The sequence below is a fragment of the Ureibacillus chungkukjangi genome (assembly GCF_044795995.1).
GTDB classification, from domain to species: domain Bacteria; phylum Bacillota; class Bacilli; order Bacillales_A; family Planococcaceae; genus Ureibacillus; species Ureibacillus chungkukjangi.
On the sequence record NZ_CP085009.1, the window covers coordinates 846,144 to 861,617 of the forward strand.

Annotated in this window: 17 protein-coding genes; all 17 read left to right on the forward strand. The window is 38.4% G+C overall.

Going from position 1 to position 15,474, the window contains the following annotated elements; translation table 11 throughout:
• The first annotated feature begins 15 nt into the window (after window positions 1-15).
• The 17 genes from LG296_RS04320 (at window position 16) to LG296_RS04400 (ending at window position 14,794) form a co-directional block, all read left to right on the forward strand.
• Entirely contained in the window at window positions 16-465 is a 450-nt protein-coding gene (locus LG296_RS04320) for a low molecular weight protein arginine phosphatase (protein ID WP_107932487.1), read from the forward strand.
• Window positions 465-1,757, forward strand: a complete 1,293-nt coding sequence (locus tag LG296_RS04325) for a methyl-accepting chemotaxis protein (RefSeq protein WP_107932489.1) — start codon at window positions 465-467, stop codon at window positions 1,755-1,757. The genes LG296_RS04320 and LG296_RS04325 overlap by 1 nt, the downstream gene beginning before the upstream one ends.
• Before the next feature lie 374 nt (window positions 1,758-2,131).
• Window positions 2,132-2,569: a ribose 5-phosphate isomerase B gene (gene rpiB / locus LG296_RS04330; protein WP_107932491.1), complete on the forward strand. Its 438-nt coding sequence runs from the start codon at window positions 2,132-2,134 to the stop codon at window positions 2,567-2,569.
• A gap of 10 nt (window positions 2,570-2,579) precedes the next feature.
• A complete protein-coding gene (locus LG296_RS04335; protein WP_107932493.1) occupies window positions 2,580-3,128 on the forward strand; it encodes a TIGR01440 family protein in 549 nt (182 codons plus the stop codon).
• A gap of 105 nt (window positions 3,129-3,233) precedes the next feature.
• Entirely contained in the window at window positions 3,234-4,493 is a 1,260-nt protein-coding gene (gene glyA, locus LG296_RS04340) for a serine hydroxymethyltransferase (RefSeq protein WP_107932494.1), read from the forward strand.
• 371 nt (window positions 4,494-4,864) lie between these two features.
• Window positions 4,865-5,494: a uracil phosphoribosyltransferase gene (gene upp / locus LG296_RS04345; protein WP_107932743.1), complete on the forward strand. Its 630-nt coding sequence runs from the start codon at window positions 4,865-4,867 to the stop codon at window positions 5,492-5,494.
• Between the two features lie 207 nt (window positions 5,495-5,701).
• The gene (wecB, locus tag LG296_RS04350) at window positions 5,702-6,823 is read left to right on the forward strand and encodes a non-hydrolyzing UDP-N-acetylglucosamine 2-epimerase (protein WP_285842608.1); all 1,122 of its coding nucleotides are present in this window, start codon (window positions 5,702-5,704) and stop codon (window positions 6,821-6,823) included.
• Between the two features lie 525 nt (window positions 6,824-7,348).
• Window positions 7,349-7,720: an ATP synthase subunit I gene (locus LG296_RS04355; RefSeq protein WP_251402461.1), complete on the forward strand. Its 372-nt coding sequence runs from the start codon at window positions 7,349-7,351 to the stop codon at window positions 7,718-7,720.
• 30 nt (window positions 7,721-7,750) lie between these two features.
• The gene (gene atpB, locus LG296_RS04360; RefSeq protein ID WP_107932500.1) at window positions 7,751-8,464 is read left to right on the forward strand and encodes a F0F1 ATP synthase subunit A; all 714 of its coding nucleotides are present in this window, start codon (window positions 7,751-7,753) and stop codon (window positions 8,462-8,464) included.
• A gap of 76 nt (window positions 8,465-8,540) precedes the next feature.
• Window positions 8,541-8,753 (forward strand): F0F1 ATP synthase subunit C, encoded by a 213-nt coding sequence (atpE, locus tag LG296_RS04365; RefSeq protein WP_036200106.1) that lies wholly within the window; start codon window positions 8,541-8,543, stop codon window positions 8,751-8,753.
• A gap of 205 nt (window positions 8,754-8,958) precedes the next feature.
• Window positions 8,959-9,480, forward strand: a complete 522-nt coding sequence (gene atpF / locus LG296_RS04370) for a F0F1 ATP synthase subunit B (protein WP_251402408.1) — start codon at window positions 8,959-8,961, stop codon at window positions 9,478-9,480.
• Window positions 9,477-10,010 (forward strand): F0F1 ATP synthase subunit delta, encoded by a 534-nt coding sequence (locus LG296_RS04375; RefSeq protein WP_404427503.1) that lies wholly within the window; start codon window positions 9,477-9,479, stop codon window positions 10,008-10,010. The genes atpF and LG296_RS04375 overlap by 4 nt, the downstream gene beginning before the upstream one ends.
• 28 nt (window positions 10,011-10,038) lie before the next feature.
• Window positions 10,039-11,547: a F0F1 ATP synthase subunit alpha gene (gene atpA, locus LG296_RS04380; RefSeq protein ID WP_107932506.1), complete on the forward strand. Its 1,509-nt coding sequence runs from the start codon at window positions 10,039-10,041 to the stop codon at window positions 11,545-11,547.
• 56 nt (window positions 11,548-11,603) lie between these two features.
• On the forward strand, window positions 11,604-12,467 hold the full coding sequence (gene atpG, locus LG296_RS04385) for an ATP synthase F1 subunit gamma (protein WP_251402404.1): 864 nt from the start codon (window positions 11,604-11,606) through the stop codon (window positions 12,465-12,467).
• Between the two features lie 115 nt (window positions 12,468-12,582).
• Window positions 12,583-13,998: a F0F1 ATP synthase subunit beta gene (atpD, locus tag LG296_RS04390; protein WP_251402402.1), complete on the forward strand. Its 1,416-nt coding sequence runs from the start codon at window positions 12,583-12,585 to the stop codon at window positions 13,996-13,998.
• Window positions 13,999-14,022: 24 nt separating this feature from the next.
• Window positions 14,023-14,430: a F0F1 ATP synthase subunit epsilon gene (locus LG296_RS04395; protein ID WP_251402393.1), complete on the forward strand. Its 408-nt coding sequence runs from the start codon at window positions 14,023-14,025 to the stop codon at window positions 14,428-14,430.
• A 121-nt stretch (window positions 14,431-14,551) separates the two neighbouring features.
• Window positions 14,552-14,794, forward strand: coding sequence for a DUF1146 family protein (locus LG296_RS04400; protein ID WP_251402390.1), 243 nt, complete (start codon window positions 14,552-14,554; stop codon window positions 14,792-14,794).
• The last annotated feature ends 680 nt before the right edge of the window (window positions 14,795-15,474 follow it).

Consider the following 15,474-nt stretch of genomic DNA (forward strand, 5'->3'; position numbering starts at 1 on the left):
AAAGAGTGGACGCTCGTGAATATTTATTTCATTTGTACGGGAAATACATGTAGAAGTCCTATGGCAGAAGCTATATTGCGAAGTAAAAACCTTGAGGAAGTACAGGTTAAATCAGCTGGTATATATGCAATGGAAGGAGGAGAAATTTCAGAGAATGCAAAAGCTGTACTCGAACAAGAACAAATATCCTTTAGTCATATTACATCACAAGTAAAGCAGGAGGATATTGAGTGGGCAGATTTAATTTTAACAATGACTTTAGCTCACAAAAATATGATTTTGCTTTCTTTCCCAAATGCTCAGGGGAAAACCTTTACATTAAAAGAATATGTAGTTCCTTTTAGCTCAAAGGATGTATCTGACCCATTTGGTGGAGATATTGCAACGTATAAACAGACTTATCTAGAACTAAATCGACTAATAGACGAATTACTTATGAAATTTTCTGGAGGTAGCACTAAATAATGAAAAATAAAACATTCAGCTTACGCAAAAAATTAGTTTTATTTGTAGGTATTTTAGCGTTCGTTACGTATTCAACAAGTTTTGTATTTATACATTATCTTCACCCAATGTTCTTCTCACAGTTTATCGAAAATCAAAGAGTCTTTGAGCTTCTTACATATGTATTAGGGATCACTTGGTCATGTATATTAGCTGGCATTTTCAGTGTCATTTTAGTGAAGCCATTACAGCAGCTTGAAAAATCTGCAACATTAGTAGCAGAAGGGAAAATTGGACAGGACGTAAATGTACCAAAATCCCGTGACGAAATTGCTTCTGTTGCTGAAGCATTCCAGCTAATGGTAACAAACCTTCGCCAAATGGTAGAAAGTATTGAAGGAAATTTCAATAAAACGAACGAGGTCATTATTGAATTATCGGAGCAAACTTCAGCTGCTTCACTTAAAGCGGAGGGAATTGCACAAACGGTTAGCCAGATTTCTCAAGGTGCAGAAGGTTCTGCTGTTGCTGTACAGGAGACGGCTGAAGCAATTGAGGATGTACGCCAATTGGCATCAGAGGTAAATACGCGTGCCCTTAATTCAGCAAATCAATCTAAGGAAATCATTCATAGTCTAGAAACAACAACAGATTCGATCCAAGGATTAGTGACAAGTATTCAACAAATTGCACAGGGGAATGAAAAAGCCCTTGGAAACATACATCAGCTTGAGAAAAATGCCGAACAAATTGAACGAATCATCAGCTTAGTAGGGGATATTGCAGCACAAACCAACCTATTAGCATTGAATGCTTCTATTGAAGCGGCACGAGCTGGGGAGCATGGTAAAGGCTTTGCTGTAGTTGCAGAAGAGGTTCGTAGCTTAGCAGACGAAAGTGCAAAAGCAGTTCAGGGAATCACAAGCCTGATTCAAACAATGCAAGAGAATGTATCAGTGGTCGTAAAACAAATGAACGAACAAGTAACCTTTGCTGTGAAGGAGTCCTCGAAGGTTTCTGAAACAACCGAAACAGTTGAAGGAATGGCTTCAAGTGTGCGTGAAATGGCAGATGCAGTTGTAAAGATTTCAGAGTTAGTCGAAAAACAAATGGTCAATATCGAAACAACAGCACGTCAATCTCAAGAAGTAGCGGCCATCGCTCAGCAAACCTCTGCAGGAGCCCAAGAAGTACGTGGCTCAACAGAAGAACAAGCCTACGCTATCGAACAAGTCGAAAACCTATCAAAGGATTTAAAACGCCAATCCGAACAGCTATACAAAATGATCCAACAATTCGATCGAAACAACTAACAGAAAAGCCTCATGCCCACCTAACGCATGAGGCTTTTCTCTGTCTAGAATTGAATTGTGTGAGAATTGTTTGTGTGCCTGGTACATGGAGAATTCTGAATTGTATGGGAGTTGTTTGTGTACCTGGCACCGAAAAGATTCTGAATTGTACAGAAATTGTGTGTGTACCTGGTACACACACAATTTCTGCCTATTCACGAATTATATTTGGAGTTTCGAACCGGAAAGTAGTTTAAATCTGAACGAAATTGAGTACATGCACGCTATTATTCGTATTTAAGTTAAAAGATTATGTGAATGTTTATAAAATACATGTAATTATTTCTCAATTAGTGGTAAACTGTACATGACAATATACGCTAGGAGGTAACGTAGTGAAAATTGCAATTTCTTCAGACCACGGTGGGAATAACTTACGAAAAGAAATTATGTCACTATTAGATGAACTTAACATTAGCTATCAGGATTTTGGTCCGCAATCTAGTGATTCGGTTGATTATCCAGATTATGCGAAACCAGTAGCTGATGGTGTAGCTAGTGGTGAATTCGAACGTGGAATTTTAGTTTGTGGAACTGGCATCGGTATGTCAATTGCTGCAAATAAGGTAAAAGGTATTCGTTGTGCACTTGTTCATGATGTGTTCAGTGCAAAAGCAACTCGTTGCCACAACGATTCTAATATTCTAGCTATGGGGGAACGTGTTATCGGACCTGGTTTAGCGCTTGAAATCGTAAAAGCTTGGTTAGGTACCGAGTTTGAAGGCGGTCGTCATTCTCGCCGAATCGAAAAAATTACTGAGCTTGAAGGGTAAGTGACGAATCTTGACTTCATTACAGCAGATTCAATCACAATTGTCGCAGTTGCTAAGTGAGTTAGAACAACAAGTAAAGTTTCAGCCAAAGCAGCTTTATGTTATCGGCTGCTCGACATCTGAAATTGCAGGCTCTCGAATTGGAACTTCTGGTGCCATTGAGATAGCTGAAGTACTGTTTGATGAATTTTCGAAATTTGCCCAAAAACACAGTCTATATTTAGTTTTCCAAGGCTGTGAGCACATAAACCGCGCTCTAACAATGGAGGCTGAGGCTGCTCAAATGTATTCATTGGAGCCTGTCACAGTAGTTCCTGTTAAACATGCAGGTGGTTCCATGTCTGCCTATGCGTATTCAAAATTTGAAAATCCGGTTGTTGTGGAGCATGTTCGTGCCCATGGTGGGATTGATATCGGACAAACGATTATTGGAATGCATTTAAAAGAAGTTGCGATTCCGTTGCGAACGTCGGTACGGCAAATTGGGGAAGCAATTGTTACAATAGCAACAACTCGTCCAAAATTAATCGGTGGCGAAAGAGCAGTCTATATTAGATAAAAGCATCAGAGAAGTTTATAAAGGTTAAATGAATTTGGGATAAAAATCCGATAATAGGATTTTTCATTAATAAAAAAATGAAAGAATTTTAGGGGGATTTAGACAATGGCTTATGAAAAATTAGCAGCACAAGATAAAGCGGTATTAGATGGTATTTTAGCAGAGAAAAAACGTCAACAAGCGAACATCGAGTTAATCGCATCAGAAAATATTGTCTCTGAGGCAGTTATGGAAGCACAAGGTTCAGTATTAACTAACAAATATGCTGAAGGTTACCCAGGTAAACGCTACTATGGTGGCTGTGAGCATGTAGACGTTGTGGAAGATATCGCACGTGATCGAGTGAAACAAATCTTCGGTGCTGAATATGCAAACGTTCAACCGCACTCTGGTGCACAAGCTAATATGGCTGTATACTTCACAGTTCTTGAACCAGGCGATACTGTGCTTGGTATGAACCTTTCACATGGTGGGCATTTAACACATGGTTCTCCTGTAAACTTCTCTGGTATTCAATATAAATTTGTAGAATACGGTGTATCAAAAGAAACGCATGTTATTGACTATGAGGATGTACGTGCAAAAGCTTTAGAACATAAGCCAAAGTTAATCGTTGCTGGTGCTTCTGCATATCCACGTGAAATCGACTTCAAAAAATTCCGTGAGATTGCTGATGAAGTAGGCGCTTATTTCATGGTAGATATGGCGCATATCGCTGGTCTAGTAGCTACTGGTGAACACCAATCTCCAGTACCTTATGCAGATTTCGTTACTTCTACAACACATAAAACATTACGAGGCCCACGTGGCGGCTTAATCTTAACTTCTGAAGAATGGGGCAAAAAGATTGATAAGTCTGTGTTCCCAGGAATACAAGGTGGTCCATTAATGCACGTTATCGCTGCAAAAGCTGTAGCATTCGGTGAAGCATTACAGCCAGAATTCAAAGAATACGCTAAGCAAATTAAAGCAAACGCGAAAGCACTTGCTGAAACTTTAGTTGCTGAAGGCTTAGAATTAGTTTCTGGTGGAACTGATAACCACTTACTTTTAGTAAACGTAAAATCAGTTGGTCTAACTGGTAAAGTTGCAGAAAAAGTACTTGATGAAGTAGGACTTACAACTAACAAAAACACAATCCCGTACGATGAAGAAAAACCATTCGTAACTTCTGGTATCCGTCTTGGTACAGCGGCAGTAACAAGCCGTGGCTTCAAGGAAGAGGATTTAAAAGAGGTAGGCTTAATCATCGCCAAACTTCTTAAAAATCCAGAAGACGAAGCAGTTCAAAAAGAAGCAACAAATCGCGTAAAAGTCTTAACTGACAAATATCCAATCTACGAAGAATTAGTTACAAATATGTAATTTTAAAAGGCTAGCGAGAAGGATTTCCTCGCTAGCCTTTTCAATTGTGATTATATAGCCCGTATTATGAGCACAAAGCAGATTTTATGAGCGGAAAACGCCGCTTGTGTTCACATGGCAAAGTTTATGAGCGGACAACACATCTTAAAATCACATAACTCCTTTTAAGTAACCAGAAAACTCCCTTTTAGACCCCATCACTCAATTGACATGCATCATATTTGCAAATGACATAGAATTTTCCATAAACCCATTCGACATATTGTTTTATGTTATGACTTTTTTTGATATACTAGCCTAGATAAAGGGAAACTACATTTAGTTGGGGGAAATCTCACTAAATGCCAGGTTACAAAAAGGAGCGAAATCAATTGAGCAAAGTATATGTATTTGATCACCCATTAATCCAACATAAGTTAACTTATATTCGTGATAAAAACACGGGAACAAAGGAATTTCGTGAGCTTGTTGACGAGGTAGCGACATTAATGGCATTTGAAATTACGCGTGATATGCCATTAGAGGAAATTGATGTTGAAACACCAGTAACAACGGCAAAAACAAAGGTTCTTTCTGGTAAAAAAATCGCGATCGTTCCAATCTTACGTGCGGGAATTGGTATGGTTGACGGAGTTTTAAAGCTAATCCCAGCTGCAAAAGTGGGGCATATCGGGTTATACCGCGATCCAGAAACTTTAAAGCCAGTTGAATATTACGCAAAGCTTCCAGCTGATGTGGAGGAACGTGATTTCATCATCGTGGATCCAATGCTTGCTACAGGCGGTTCGGCAGTAGAAGCGATTAATTCTTTAAAAACACGTGGTGCTAAAAACATTAAATTCATGTGCTTAATTGCAGCTCCAGAAGGTGTACAAGCTATCCAGGAGACACATCCAGATGTGGATATCTATATCGCAGCGCTAGATGAAAAATTAAATGACCACGGCTATATCGTTCCAGGTCTTGGAGATGCGGGAGACCGTCTATTCGGAACTAAATAATTTTTTGGCGGATAAAGGGTACTCGCTGGCGGATATCATATTAGATTTGGCGGATAAATCGCTAAACTTGGCGGATAAACCGTTGCGGCCTCTTCAAACAAATTATTCTTTTAGCAAATCCTAAATACAATACAATTATTACATTAATATACGACCTCCTTCTCGATAGGGAGGTCGTTTAAAAAATTTAAGGACGGTGCAAGTCAATTGAGTAAAAAATGGAAGGTAATGACGATTTTTGGAACGAGACCTGAGGCCATTAAGATGGCGCCGCTTGTTTTAGAATTACAAAAGTATCCTGAACAAATTGAGTCGATTGTGACAGTAACTGCTCAACATCGTCAAATGCTGGACCAGGTATTAGAAACGTTCAATATTACGCCTAACTACGATTTGAATATTATGAAGGATCGTCAAACATTGATTGATGTTACAACGAATGCACTTCAGGGTTTAGATCGTGTTATGAAGGAAGCTAAGCCGGATATTGTGTTAGTGCATGGAGATACAACGACTACTTTTGTTGGAAGCTTGGCTGCGTTTTATAACCAAATTGCAATCGGTCATGTGGAGGCTGGGTTACGTACGGGGAACAAATATTCACCATACCCTGAAGAAATGAATCGCCAGCTTACTGGTGTGATGGCAGATTTGCATTTCGCTCCTACTGAAGTGTCAAAAGAAAATCTATTAAAAGAAAATAAACAAGAGCAAGATATCTTTGTTACAGGAAATACGGCAATTGATGCATTAAAAACAACTGTTGGTGAAAACTATAGCCATCCGGTTTTAGAAAAAATAGGAGATGACCGTATGATTCTTCTAACAGCACACCGCAGAGAGAATCTTGGTCAACCAATGCGTAACATGTTCAAGGCTATTAAAAGGTTATTATCTGAGCATGATGATGTGCAGGTTGTGTATCCTGTACATTTAAATCCGGCTGTTCGAGAAGTAGCTGATGAGATTCTAGGAAATGATTCTCGTATTCATTTAATTGAACCTTTAGAGGTTTTTGACTTCCATAACTTTGCTGCCCGTTCCTTTATGATTTTAACGGATTCTGGTGGTGTTCAAGAAGAGGCGCCTTCACTTGGAAAGCCTGTTTTAGTTTTACGTGATACAACAGAGCGCCCAGAAGGAATTGCAGCTGGTACATTAAAGCTAGCAGGTACAGAAGAAGAAACAATCTATAAGCTTGCAAAAGAGTTATTAGAAGACAGTGCGGCTTATGAGAAGATGGCACAGGCTTCAAATCCTTATGGTGATGGCCATGCTTCTAAACGGATTGTCGAAGCATTGATTAGTTTCTTTGAAAAAAGTAAATAATAAGTTCCATTATAGAATTTTTATTAAAAAATCAATATTTCTGGTAAAAACTTGATAAATAGTCTATTTCTATTTAGTGAAAGGTGAGATTGTTATCTTTTTATTTCTACTTCTTACACAAATTTGTCAAGAATTTGACAATATTTCAGTTGTTGTGAAGTTTTTCACCTGAACTAATTGACATCATTTTACCCCTATTGTATGCTTACAAAGGGTAAGAATGATAAGGGTTTCAAGTCAACATTTGACCCCGAAACGCTTGTTATATCAAGTTTCTACTAGATTGACAGTTGAAACTTATCAACGTCAATTTGCAACGTTTTCAAAGCGCTGGAATTTATGTATTTACAGCAAAGAAATCTAAGTATGATAGAAAATTCTTATTCAAACGAGGATTTTTTACTATTTTCATTTCTTTTTTCGACATTTGTTGGAAACGCTTGTAAAGCAAATGCTTCGCTGGATTCCTTAAGTAGAGAACGATTTGAACTTTTACTCGAAAAAGATTTGGGAGATAAATTGCCAATGCTAGATTTGCATCACATTTTCGCTATGCAGAAGAAAGCGTTATTTTTTTTGCTCGCTCTTTGTGCATTAGGATGGGGATTTACCTCATACCCTACAGTTTTTGCTGGTATTGCCGTCGGTGCTTGCTTTGGTACATATAACTTTTGGATTCTTGGTCGACGAATGGACAAGTTTGATCGTTCCATAAGTGAAGGGAAGAAAACAGTATCACTCGGTTCAGCTTTGCGCTATGGATCAGGTATTGCAGCAGTCGCTATCGCAATTACGTTGCCACAATATTTCCATCTAATTAGCACAGTGATAGGGCTAATGGTTCCATACGTTTTCCTATTTATAGGAGTAATCGTATCGTCGGTAAGAAACAAATAACGTAACAAAGAAAGTGAGGTGAATGCAAGAATGGATCATGGAGCTCCAGAACTAACGATAGGCTTTTTAACTTTCAACTTAGCCACAGTCTTAACACTTTTAGTTACAGCAATTATCGTATTTTTAATCGCGTTTGTTGCTACACGCAATTTAAAACTTAAACCAACTGGTATGCAAAACTTCATGGAGTGGGTGATGGATTTCGTTAAAGGAATCATCAAAAACAACATGGATTGGAAAACGGGTGGTCGATTCCACATTTTAGGTATTACCCTTATTATGTTTATCGCCGTTGCAAACTTGCTTGGTTTACCACTTGGCGGTATTGTAATTCATGGAGACCTATGGTGGAAGTCGCCAACAGCTGACCCAACAGTTACATTAACGCTAGCATCAATGGTTACGGTATTAGCTACTTACTATGGTATTAAAATGCGTGGTACAAAGCATTACTTCGGGACATTCGTCCAACCAATGTCATTTTTACTACCGCTAAAGATTATCGAGGAGTTTGCTAACACATTAACGTTAGGTCTTCGTCTTTACGGTAACATCTACGCCGGTGAGATTTTACTTACTTTAATAGCAGGTATTGCCGGAACAAGTATTTTAGGATTCTTCGGTGGTTTAATCCCAGGATTAGCATGGATAGGATTCTCAATCTTCATTGGCTTTATCCAGGCCTTCATCTTCACAATGTTAACAATGGTTTACTTATCTCACAAAGTGAGTGCAGACCATTAATATAAAGCTTTTAGTGTAAAACATTAGACGCTTAAAACAAAAAAAATAATATACAATTCCAAGGAGGAAATATTCAATGGGTTTATTAGCAGCAGCAATCGCAATCGGTTTAGGTGCACTTGGTGCAGGTATTGGTAACGGTCTTATCGTTTCACGTACAGTAGAAGGTATCGCTCGTCAACCAGAGGCACGTGGCGTTCTTCAAACTACAATGTTCATCGGGGTAGCATTAGTTGAGGCCCTACCGATCATCGCAGTAGTAGTAGCATTCATCGTAATGAACCGATAATCATTGGTTCAAAACACATGTGGCGAAGATGATTCCACAAGAAGAAACTTCGCCATTCCTTTTGTTTAAAATGTAAGTCTTTTTTAAAATTGAATGTAAAGAAGTACAAAACATAGATTTTATGAAATGTTTCGAACGGTCTTATTAGACGAACTTATACGGAACTATATAATTTTTGATAGCTCTTGAAGGGAGTGAAACAATCGTGAATTTGGATTACCTAGTACTAGGTGCTGGCGGTCATGCCTTTAATGGTGGTGACGTTTTAGCTACACTTATTATCTTCCTAGTTTTAATGTTACTTCTAAAAAAATTCGCTTGGGGTCCATTAATGGGCATTATGCAACAACGTGAAGAGTTAGTATCTGGAGAAATCGAAGCAGCTGAAAACGCTCGCATCGAATCTGCTAAAGCTTTAGAAGAGCAAAAAGCTCTTTTAAAAGAAGCTCGCACGGAAGCACAAGCAATTATTGAAAGTGCTAAAAAACAAGGCGAAGTTCAACGTGATGAAATCATCACTGCGGCTCGTACTGAAGCTAATCGCTTAAAAGACTCAGCTGTTCGTGAAATCGAAACTGAGAAAGAAAAAGCAATCGCTGCGGTTCGTGATGAAGTCGTTTCATTATCAGTTCTTGCTGCATCTAAAGTTCTTGGGAAAGAAATTTCTGAAGAGGACAATAGCGCATTAATTAAAGAAACGATTGCGAAGGCAGGCGAAGCGAAATGAGTTCGACAATAGCTAATCGTTATGCACAAGCTTTGTTTCAACTTGCTTTAGAAAAACAAGTTGTTGCAGAAGTTAATGTAGATTTAGAAGAATTAGTGAAAGTAATTGAAACAACTCCTGAGTTAGTTTCACTACTTGCTACACCAAAATTCTCAATCGAACGTAAAAAACAAATTGCAGCTGAAGTTTTTGCTACAGCTAATCCAATGGTAGTAAATATGCTTGAACTTCTTATTGATAAAAAGCGTGTTAACGAAATTGGAAACTTGGCAAAAAGCTTCAAAAAGCTTGCAGCAGAAGCACAAGGTTCTGCTGAAGCAACAGTTTACTCTACTCGCGCACTTACTGATTCAGAAAAAGATGAAATCTCTTCTTCTTTCGGTAAATTAGTTGGTAAAGAAAAACTTACTATTACAAACGTAATCGAACCATCAATTCTTGGTGGCGTTCGTGTTCAAATCGGTAACTACATTTTTGATAACACAGTAGCTAGTAAGCTAGATAATCTTAAACGTACGTTAGTTGGTTAATTATAAAGAAATGTGAGAGGTGACATTCATGGGCATCAAGGCTGAAGAAATCAGCGTGCTGATAAAAAAGCAGATTGAAAACTATCAATCTGATCTAGAAGTAAGCGAAGTTGGTACTGTAATCACAGTTGGTGACGGTATTGCTCGTGCTCATGGCCTCGACAACTGCATGGCCGGAGAATTATTAGAGTTCTCTAACGGTGTTATGGGTATGGCTCAAAACCTTGAAGAAGGTAACGTTGGTATCGTTATCTTAGGTAACTACCTAGGCATTAAAGAAGGCGATGAAGTACGTCGAACTGGCCGTATTATGGAAGTACCAGTTGGTGAAGAACTAATTGGTCGCGTTGTAAACCCACTTGGTCAACCAGTGGATGGACAGGGCCCAATCAATACAACTAAAACTCGTCCAATCGAAAGCCCAGCTTTCGGTGTAATGGCTCGTAAATCTGTACACGAACCATTACAAACAGGTATCAAAGCGATTGACGCTCTTGTACCAATCGGTCGTGGTCAACGTGAGTTAATCATCGGTGACCGTCAAATTGGTAAAACTTCAATTGCAATTGACACAATTCTTAACCAAGCAGACCAAGATATGATTTGTATCTATGTTGCAATTGGTCAAAAAGAATCTACAGTACGTGGTGTTGTTGAAACACTTCGTAAAAACGGTGCTTTAGACTACACAATCGTTGTAACTGCATCTGCTTCTCAACCAGCTCCATTATTATACTTAGCACCTTATGCTGGTGTATCTATGGCTGAAGAGTTCATGTTACAAGGTAAACACGTATTAATCGTATATGATGATTTATCTAAACAAGCTGCAGCTTACCGTGAGCTTTCATTATTATTACGTCGTCCTCCAGGTCGCGAAGCTTACCCAGGTGACGTATTCTACTTACACAGTCGTTTATTAGAGCGTGCTGCTAAGTTAAACGAAACATATCAAAATGGTTCGATTACAGCACTTCCATTCGTTGAGACTCAAGCTGGGGATATCTCTGCATACATCCCAACTAACGTTATCTCAATCACTGATGGACAAATCTTCTTACAAGCTGACCTATTCCACTCAGGTGTACGTCCAGCGATCAACGCTGGTCTTTCAGTATCACGTGTAGGTGGATCTGCTCAAATTAAAGCGATGAAAAAAGTTGCTGGTACGCTACGTCTTGACTTAGCTGCATTCCGTGAGCTTGAATCATTCGCACAATTTGGATCTGATTTAGATAAAGCTACTCTTGCTAAACTTGAGCGTGGTAAACGTACGGTTGAAGTTCTTAAACAAGACCTTAACAAACCAATCAAAGTTGAAAAGCAAGTAACAATTCTTTATGCATTAACTCGTGGTTTCTTAGATGATATTCCTGTACAAGATATCGTACGTTTCGAAGCTGAATTATACAGCTGGTTAGATGTAAACCACACAAACGTTTTAGATCATATTCGCACTACAAAAGAACTTGCATCAGATGCTGAAATGGCAGCTGCTCTTAACGAATTCAAAAAGACTTTTGCTAAATCAGAATAAGTTTAAACAAGTTCAATGTGTTTTGTGATTAAAAACTAAAAGGTGGTGAAATACCAGTGGCAAATTTACGTGAAATAAAAACTCGTATTACTTCAACAAAGAAAACGAGTCAAATGACGAAAGCCATGCAAATGGTTTCGGCTTCTAAAAGTAAACGTGCAGAGTCAAATGCAAAGAAATATGTTCCTTATATGGAAAAAGTACAAGACGTGGTTGCTGCAATCGCTTCAGGTGCAACTGATGCATCGCATCCAATGTTAGTGTCTCGTCCAGTTAAGAAAACAGCTTATCTTGTAATTGGTTCTGACCGTGGTCTTGCAGGGGCTTATAACTCAAGTATCTTACGTCAATTAGAACGCACGTTAAAAGAACGTCATAAATCACAAGATGAATACGTGATTTTTGCAGTCGGACGTGTTGCTCGTGACTATTTTGTAAAACGTGAATTCAACGTATTAGATAGTGTTGTTGGTTTACCAGACCAACCTTCATTCTCTGACGTGAAACAAATCGCTCGTAAAGCTGTTGGTATGTTCGCTGATGGTACATATGATGAACTTTATATGTACTATAACCACTTTGTCAGTGTTATTTCACAAGAAGTTACTGAGAAAAAGGTATTACCTATCACTGATTTAGCTCCAGCAAGCGAAGGCGTATCGGCTTCATATGAATTCGAACCATCTGGTGATGCAATTCTAGAAGTATTACTTCCACAATACGCTGAAAGCTTAATTTATGGTGCTTTATTAGATGGTAAAGCTAGTGAACATGCTGCTCGTATGACAGCGATGAAAACAGCAACTGATAATGCTAACGACATTGTTAGAGATTTATCACTTGTATATAACCGTGCGCGTCAAGCGGCGATTACACAAGAAATTACAGAAATCGTTGGTGGAGCTGCAGCCTTAGAATAGGCTGCACTTTCCAGCGTGCGTTTATAAAAGGAAGAAAAGCGGGAAATTCAATTGCCCTACATAGTTAGTCAATTCGGACCGCTCGGACACCCAACTCGATAGGAGGTACACAAGAATGAACTTAGGACACGTTATTCAAGTAATGGGTCCGGTTGTTGACGTAAAATTCAGCAACGGTCAATTACCAGCAATCTATAACGCCTTAACTGTTAAGATTGATCGTCGAAATGGCGAAAGTGAAACTTTAACTCTTGAAGTTGCTCTTCACCTAGGTGACGATTCTGTTCGTACTATTGCCATGTCATCTACTGACGGCTTACAACGTGGAGCAGAAGTAACAGATTTAGGAAAAGCAATCTCTGTACCAGTTGGTGATGTAACTTTAGGACGTGTATTCAACGTACTAGGTGAAGTTATCGACTTAGGAGAAGAAATTGGGGCAGAAGCTCGTCGTGATTCAATTCACCGTGAAGCTCCAAAATTTGATGAATTATCTACAGAAGTACAAATCCTTGAAACAGGTATCAAAGTAGTAGACTTATTAGCACCTTACATCAAAGGTGGTAAAATCGGTTTATTCGGTGGTGCCGGTGTAGGTAAAACTGTATTAATTCAAGAACTTATCAACAACATCGCACAAGGTCACGGTGGTATCTCTGTATTCGCTGGTGTAGGTGAGCGTACTCGTGAAGGGAACGACTTATTCCACGAGATGAGTGACTCTGGCGTTATTAGCAAAACATCAATGGTATTCGGTCAAATGAATGAGCCACCTGGTGCACGTATGCGTGTAGCATTAACTGGTCTTACAATGGCTGAATTCTTCCGTGATGAGCAAGGACAAGACGTTCTTTTATTCATCGATAACATTTTCCGTTTCACACAAGCAGGTTCGGAAGTATCTGCCCTATTAGGTCGTATGCCTTCTGCGGTAGGTTACCAACCAACACTTGCTACTGAAATGGGTAACTTACAAGAACGTATTACTTCAACAAACAAAGGTTCTGTTACATCGATCCAAGCGATCTATGTACCTGCCGATGACTATACTGACCCAGCCCCAGCTACAACTTTCGCTCACTTAGATGCAACAACTAACTTAGAGCGTAAATTATCTGAGATGGGTATCTACCCTGCGGTGGATCCATTAGCTTCAACTTCTCGTGCTTTATCACCTGAAATCGTTGGTGAAGAACACTACGGTATTGCTCGTGGCGTTCAAATGACGTTACAACGTTATAACGAATTACAAGATATCATCGCCATCTTAGGTATGGATGAGTTATCTGACGAAGATAAGCAAACAGTTGAACGTGCTCGTCGTATTCAGTTCTTCTTATCTCAAAACTTCCACGTAGCGGAGCAATTTACTGGTCAAAAAGGTTCTTTTGTACACGTAAAAGATACTGTTCGTTCATTCAAGGAAATCCTTGAAGGTAAATACGATCACTTACCAGAAGATGCTTTCCGTTTAGTTGGTAGCATTGAAGAGGTAGTAGAAAAAGCGAAAAGCATGGGCGTAGAGGTATAATCTGCGGACGAAAGGAGCAAAAATATGAAGACAGTTAAAGTCAATATTGTCACTCCCGACGGCCCAGTATACGATTCAGAAGTCGCAATGGTTATCGCTAAAACAGTTTCAGGTGAAATTGGGGTTCTTCCAGGACATATTCCTACAGTTGCCCCACTTGCAATCGGTACTGTAACACTTAAAAAAGAAGACGGTTCACAAGAACTTGTAGCCGTTAGTGGTGGTTTCATAGAAGTGCGTCCTGACCAAATTTCAATATTAGCTCCTTCTGCAGAGTTAGCAGCTAATATTGACGTTAACCGTGCTAAAGAATCACTTGCACGTGCAGAACAACGTCTTCAAAAGAAACAGGATGACATCGATTTCAAACGCGCTGAGCTAGCTTTAAATCGTGCGATTAATCGTATCAGCGTTCATGAGGGTAATAACTAATTCAACTAATAAAAGCGGACGGGCAACTGTCCGCTTTTTTACTGAGTAAGTATATAAAACATCAACTCGACTGACTTTGGTCGAGTTGTGTTTTTTAATTATTTTTAAGGAGGATATTTAAATGGAGGTTTATCAAACTTTAGGTTTTCAAGCCATCATCGGATTAGTTTCCCATATCTTTTTTATTGCAATCACTTTCTTTGCGCTTCAAGCTTTCAGAGCAGAGCAGCTGTTTAAAAAAGGAAAGGTTTTTCAAATTCAGTTAATTTACATATTATTAAGTATTGCAATTGGTTCTTCAGTATCTAATTTCCTAATTGATTTTTCAAATTGGTCTAGACAATTACCATATATTTTCTCTTAATAGTAGTGAAATGGCTGTATTACTAAAATGGGGCAATTTATATATCCTGTAAGGACAAATGACAATTCGTTTTTCGTTACATAATATATATAAGAGTTCTATTACCTGCTACATACTTAGTTTCAAGGGATTTTTGAACGGATATGAAATTTCGAGCGTTTTCTACCGGTAGCTTTGCAATTTTTTGTCTAATTAATCAAATCTTGGCGAAAAGCTAAGTTTTATAATATTTCCTCGGCAATATTGTTGGAAATTGTTTTGTAACCTTCATTTTGGGTATATATCCAATAATTCACTGTTAATTTTTTACACAATAATTGGATGTATTAAATTCACAAATATGTTTAATCGAGCGTAATATAAAATGTAGAAAATTATTGATATTTCCTGTAAAATAGTGATTTGGATGCTTGTTATACTATTTAATTAGCAGTACTATATTGATAGTTTTTGTGATTAATAACTTCATTCAGTTTTACTCTAATGACAAAAATAAGTATTTCAAATATTAATGATTAAATTTAGAAAATTTAAATTAACTTGAATGAGGTTAAAGTCTCTGGCGAATCATGAAAATTTTTAGCAGAAATTATCGAAGGAACTAAGATAAGATCTGAATAAATTTACGCCAAGACGATTTGATTTATAACCATTCATCAAGGTTCGACAGTTATGGACAA